The organism is Candidatus Poriferisocius sp. (assembly GCF_965214065.1).
In the GTDB taxonomy this organism is placed as follows: domain Bacteria; phylum Actinomycetota; class Acidimicrobiia; order Acidimicrobiales; family Bin134; genus Poriferisocius.
The window spans coordinates 1-5,743 of sequence record NZ_CBDCAT010000019.1 but is presented as its reverse complement, the minus strand read 5'-3'; the positions used below and the strand labels follow the sequence as shown (position 1 = coordinate 5,743).

Below are 5,743 nucleotides of genomic sequence, written 5' to 3'. Positions count from 1 at the left end.
GGCTCGTCTCCCAAGGCTATAGTCAGCGGCGAGAAACGCACGTCGAGACGTGGAATTCAGTCGAGTACCAAGTCACTATCCACGTATTTACCAAGCCTTAGGAATTAGGAATTGGGGCGGGGGTAATTCGTAATTCTCAATTCCTAATTTTTTAAGCCAACTCACTGCACTAGGGTGAACTTGCGCGTCTGCAGGAACGAACCGGCCTCCAAGCGGTAGAAGTACAGACCGCTGGACACGGCGTGCCCGCGCTGGTCGCGGCCGTCCCAGGTGATGGAATACTGGCCGGAGGCTAGGGCTCCCGACAACAGGGAGAAGACGCGCTGCCCGCTGAGGTTGTATACCTCCAGCTTCACGAAGATATCTTCACCCAGCCCGGCAGCGGGGATGGTGAAGGGGATGATGGTGGTGTCGTTGAAGGGGTTGGGGTAGTTCTGCCCCAGCAGGAAGCTCGACGGCAGAGAATCGTCGCTGCCCCCGGTCACGGCCGTGATCATACCGGCATTGTAGTCCCCCGGCGTGGGCTGGTCGAGAAAGCCGAAGTGGGACGGGTCCTCCGGCAGACGCCCATAGGAGACATCGTCGAGCTGGCCGCCAAAGGACACCAGATCCAACAGCGCCCCACCCTTGCTCGCCGCATCGGTGAGGGTCACCACTTCGCCGGATTGCGAGAGCTTGAAGTTGGCGTGCAGCCCCGGGGTGTCGCCTTCATCGTCATCGGCCCACACCACGAGGCTGGCACCTGGAGCCAGTACCGTCCCTCCGGGCAGGCTCCACTTGTGCAGATCTTCGGTGTCGTCGCTGAGGAACATCCCCGATAGGTCAACCTGCTCGTCACTGACATTGGTCAGCTCGATCCAGTCGTCGCTGTCGCCTTGGGGATCGAGGACGACTCCCCGATTGGCCGCCATCAGCTCCGTGATCCAGATCGGGCTGGTGGCGGCCAGCGGCGCGTTGGCGAGCAAGGCGTACACATCGTGCTCTGCACCGGCGGGAGCATAGGCGACCGTGCCGAAGCTGTCGTCGGTGCGGGCCTCAACATAGTAGCGGACCCAACCCTTGTCGGGCAGGGGCAGGTGGGCACCGTAGGTGCCGTCGTTGGCCGAGCCATCGCCGTGGGCGCCGTCGTCGAGCATGACCAGGGTGCTGAAGGCCCCGGTCAGACCGGTGGACCAGTGCAGGAGTACTTCGACCACGGCGGGCGTGGCCGCGAGGCTAACGGTGATGTGTGCCTGCGAGTTGGTGCGTTCCGTGTTCACGGCGAGGATCGCAGGAGAAGGCCGATTCACCTCCGCGTGGGACAAGAGGAAGTCGCGCCTCTCCCTCACGAAGCTCTCCAACTCGGCGGGGCTCGCCTCGAAGTCGGCGGTGGTGTAGAACTTGTGGGGGTCGGCTCGCACCTCGGCCTCGATGAGCCGCTCGTACTGCTCCACCTGTGGCCCCAAGGTCTCCCAGGTCAGCGACCGGTTCAGCACGGTGCGCACATGGGCGAGGTAGCGCTGCCGCAGGGCAGGTACGCTCAGTAGCTGGCTGATGACGGGTCGGTCGGCGTCGTCTTCGCCGTCCATGGGATCGCGGGTGCTCAGCCTGGCGTTGAGGGCTTCGTTACCGTCGTACTGGAGGGGATGCATGCGCCCGCTCTCGGGCTCGTAGTAGAGCTGGTAGTCTGAGCCCTTGGTCAGGTAGCTGTCGTCGTCCCCAAAGACGCTCTCCACGGCGAGGAACCACAACCAGCGATCCACGTCCATGATCGGTTCGAGAGCCTCCTCAAGCTGGTCGGCGGGCGTGTTGTTGAGCACCTCACACAGCGCGATCAGGTGCGCCCATGGGTCATCGGTGTTTTCCGCCTTGAGCAGATAGAGGGACTCGTACACGGCCGGATCGTCGCCCTGCCAGGTCAGCGCCCTGTCGCCGCCGAAGGCACCGCCCCCTGGCGGTTGTTGGCCCGGGTTGGTTCCCGTCGTGTCGGCGCTGGGTGGTGCGCCGCCTCGTGGGGGCCGTTGGCCTGGGTTGGTTCCCGTCGTGTCGGCGCTGGGTGGTACCCCGCCCCGTGGGGGCCGTTGGCCCGGGTTGGTTCCTGCGCCATCCGGTTGGCCACCTCCTGCACCGCCGGTCTCGACCTTCCAGCGGTCGCCGTCGTTGCTGGGAAACCACTCGGCCATCATGTCGGCGTTGATCTGCTGGACATTGGCGTACACGCCCCAGTTCTGACCGTTGATGATCAGATGCACGTGGTTGGCCTTAGGCGTGGGGACGTAGTTACGGGCCTCGTGGAAGTAGAGGACCTCGTGCATGAAGGAGGGATCCAGATAGGCATTGTTGAGATTGAGGGTCCGGTAGCCCATCAGGGTCTGGTCTTCGTCGACGAAGTCCATCTCGATGTTGAAGGACTTCTTCTCGGAGTCCCCCGTCCTCGTGTACGACGTGTTGCCGCGGAAGCGCACACCCACCTCGGGATAGGTGACGCCCTCCACGGTCAGGTCGGCGAGGATGTTCTCTCCGGTGCCGTAGTTGGCGGTGAGCTGGTCCCACCAGTCGGCTGGCTCGAAACGCAACTCGAATGTCCGCAGGACCGTCTCATCGTACAGGGTACTGGCCGACGGCCCGGACTGGATCAGGGTGGACCCATCATCGCTTAGGTGTATGCTGGGCGACAGATCGGCCTGCAGAGCCGTCCTTGCCAGTAACAAGAAGATGAGGGGCAGGGCACCCCCGATGGGGCGTGAGAACTGACCGGTTGACATGGCGTTGTCCTTTTTGAATGGCGAGTGGTGGAGTGATCAGTCGTAGTCTTCGTCGAAGAACAGGTTCACGCGACCGATCTGGGGCAGGGCACGCAGTTCCGAGACCAGATGGCTGGAGGCATCCTCGTTCCTAAGACTCACGTAGAAGGAGATCTCGAGATCGTCCCCGGCTTGGGACTGGGTGTTGACGAGATGATGGCGGCGGCAGAAGCGGCGTAGGATGTCGGGGTAAGGAGCTTCAATCCCGGCACTCGGTGTGTAGGTCATCTGCAGCAGGTAGTCGCGTTGACGGCGGGAGCGCGACTGGACCTTCTCGATACCCAGCATGACCAGCCCGATCGCCACGGTCCCGCCGAGGGAGATGGTGGTCAGACCGACACCAGCAGCCATGCCCCCGGCGAGACTGAAGAAGATGAAGACGATGTCGCGCACGTCCTTGACTGCGGTGCGGAAGCGGATGATGGACATGGCACCGACCAGCCCGAAAGCCCGGGCTAGGTTGTTACCAATGACCATGATGACGATGCAGGTGATCATCGCCAGAACGATCAACGCGCTGACGAAGGCATTGGCATTGCTCGACCGGTGCGTGACCCAGCGGTAGAAGCGAGCCACCATCAGACCGCACATCAGGGCCACAGCTAGGTTGGTGGCCGCCTGTTGCGGACTCAAGGCTAGTGGTGAGACTAGGCCACTTACGTCTAGGAAGGCATTCACGGGTTCGTCTGGGCCGATGATCGCCGTGGCAGATCGTGATCGTCGAGGCAGTTGCAGTACTTGGAGAACGAGGCGCGCCTCAGGCCGAAGTCGCTGACGATACTCTTGAGCCACGAAGGACTGGCACCGTAGTGCTTGACCTCGACCACCGTATCGCGCCGTGCCCGCACCACGGGCTGCCGGCCGAACAGCTCGGTGGCTCCGGGGAAGGCGCGGCTGCGGAGACTGCTGTCCAGCGTAATGCGCAGATCGTTATTGAAGCGTCCGAAGTAGGCCTCGCGTTCGTAGCGGGTGAGGACCACCGGGCGCAGCCCGTGGCGGCGGATCCGGTACAGGAAACGGCACATATCCTCCTTCGCCCGGTCATCGCCGAGGGCGTAGCGCTCCACATCGCCGGTTGCTAGCAGGGTGTCGAGGTCGCGGTGCAGCACCCAGGCCCGGGCCTTGGAGACTATGCGGTCGTCCTTGCGCTTGATCTCGAGCACCACCGGGGCGTCATCGGCGCCCTCGTTGTAGCCTCGGAGACGCACCTTGTACCGGTGCTGCAGTCCGTCCACCTTCTGGTGGTAGGCGTCGAAGCCCGGCGTGTCGAAGTAGATGCTGTGGATGGTATAGCCCACCTTGCCCGGCGGCGTGTGCCTGTCCCGGACCACGAAGGGTTCGAAGGCGCGTCGTAGGGGCTCCAGCGTGTCCTGCGTCGCCGGGTACTTCAACTCGTATCGGTCTCTTCGAGCGTCCATCCAAGGTATCCTGTGTCTGTGTTGTGTGTTTTGACGTTGTCGTTGGGTCTGGGTCAGAGCGCCAGAATGCGTTGCAGGCGATCGAGCCAGGTTTGGGCGTCGGCGGCGATACGGCACTGCCCCACCAGTCCGGGCACGAGGGCACCGTCCACGCTGTCCAGCCGGGCCACAACAGCCACGAACTGTCGCCCGTCGATGGCGGAGAACGCCTCGGTTTTCAGCCGCGTCAGTTGTCCCGTCGCCGGTGGCAGACCGGCATCCCACTGCAATTGGACCCGGAGGCCCGGTTGCAGCCGCAGGTGGTCGGTCCAGGCCACGGGCATGATGGCGGCCCAGGCCGTGGTATCCTGTACCACGGCCAGCGTGTCGCCGTGGCCCCCGAGGAAGCGGCCGTCGATGGGCGAGCGCACCACATCCGCCTCGATGTCGAGGCGCACTTGGTCTAGCTGGCTCAGCAGATCGGCGATCCGGGCCTCGATCCACCGGAGCTCCTGCTCGGGGCCGCCCGTCCGAGCCGTCTGTAGCTGGGCCTCGGCGATGCGGACGCGGAGGTCGGCGGCCTCAACGGCGGCCTCGACGAGCTCCAGATCGGCGGGGGCCACCAGGTTGTGCTCGAAGAGCGACCGCTGACGAACCAGCGTGCGCCGCTGCTGGGCGGCCTCCGCCTGCGCCAAGGCGAGGCGCACGTCAGCCTCGCGCACGAGGGAGGCCTTGTCACCGGAGCGGGCCAGCTCTAGGTAGGCCCGCTCGACGTCTAGCTGCCCCTGCAGCTCGGCCTGTCGCCGAGCGGTCAGCGCAGAGATCCGGCGGCCGATGGGATCACCAGCGGCCACGGACACTCCTGAGGCCAGCTCCGGTAGGGTTTCGAAGCGAATGCGGTCGCCACGCTCGGCACCGAGAATCGTCCGACGGAGGTGACGCCCCTGTAAGTGGTCGGTGAGTGAACCGGTGATCACCCCGTCCGCGTCCTGCTGTAGCACCCACTCCTGGCTCGGGACGGCCCGGGCCGACACGGTCAGACTGTCGGTCAAGGGGTCACAACCGGTTCCTAAGCTGAACACTAGAAGAAGGGGCACCGAGAATCCGACCGATCCCATGGGTCGTGCGATGTGTCTCATCTTCTCCCTTTCCTTGCGCTTATCGCTATTGACTGTTGCCGATAACAAATGGTTCGGGTACTGTCCCTTAGACAATCCATTCCCCTCACTCATTCCCAACAGTGGCGTCTTTTTTAACTGATGTTACGCAGCGGCTATCGTCTGTGTCGCCCAATCGCTCGTGGCCGAAATTCCGCTAGGGCTTTCTTCTTCAGAGGATGTTAAGAGGTTGGCCTTGCTGTCTTTACCACAGGCGAGTAGAGGACTCAGAGGCACGTTGGCCATAAAAAGGCCGACGGCGCGCAGTGCCCGACGGCGCGAGATGAGCTGGGTGCTGGGTGCTGAGGTAAACTGTCGATTGACGGCCATCGGTCTATCGAAGCCTGTCGATCCAAGATATTGGGGTGAAATTGAGAATTTTCTGGAAAACTGCGTAGTCGCACAG

Annotated in this window: 5 protein-coding genes; all 5 read right to left on the bottom strand. The window is 63.4% G+C overall.

All coding sequences use genetic code 11. The features are described from left to right. Positions 1-161 precede the first annotated feature (161 nt). On the bottom strand, positions 162-2,744 hold the full coding sequence (locus ACOOGG_RS00925; RefSeq protein ID WP_420431342.1) for a CotH kinase family protein: 2,583 nt from the start codon (positions 2,742-2,744) through the stop codon (positions 162-164). A 36-nt stretch (positions 2,745-2,780) separates the two neighbouring features. Further along, positions 2,781-3,416, bottom strand: coding sequence for a DUF4956 domain-containing protein (locus ACOOGG_RS00920; protein ID WP_420431340.1), 636 nt, complete (start codon positions 3,414-3,416; stop codon positions 2,781-2,783). A 41-nt stretch (positions 3,417-3,457) separates the two neighbouring features. Beyond that, positions 3,458-4,201 (bottom strand): VTC domain-containing protein, encoded by a 744-nt coding sequence (locus tag ACOOGG_RS00915; protein WP_420431338.1) that lies wholly within the window; start codon positions 4,199-4,201, stop codon positions 3,458-3,460. 53 nt (positions 4,202-4,254) lie between these two features. Beyond that, positions 4,255-5,232, bottom strand: coding sequence for a hypothetical protein (locus tag ACOOGG_RS00910; RefSeq protein WP_420431336.1), 978 nt, complete (start codon positions 5,230-5,232; stop codon positions 4,255-4,257). 210 nt (positions 5,233-5,442) lie between these two features. After that, the coding region (locus tag ACOOGG_RS00905) for a hypothetical protein (RefSeq protein ID WP_420431334.1) at positions 5,443-5,743 on the bottom strand (301 nt) is incomplete at its 5' end.

Excerpts from the sequence above, each read along its gene's own strand:
- ACOOGG_RS00925 (WP_420431342.1), bottom strand. The coding sequence starts at position 2,744 with ATGTCAACCGGTCAGTTCTCACGCCCCATCGGGGGTGCCCTGCCCCTC.
- ACOOGG_RS00915 (WP_420431338.1), bottom strand. The coding sequence starts at position 4,201 with ATGGACGCTCGAAGAGACCGATACGAGTTGAAGTACCCGGCGACGCAG.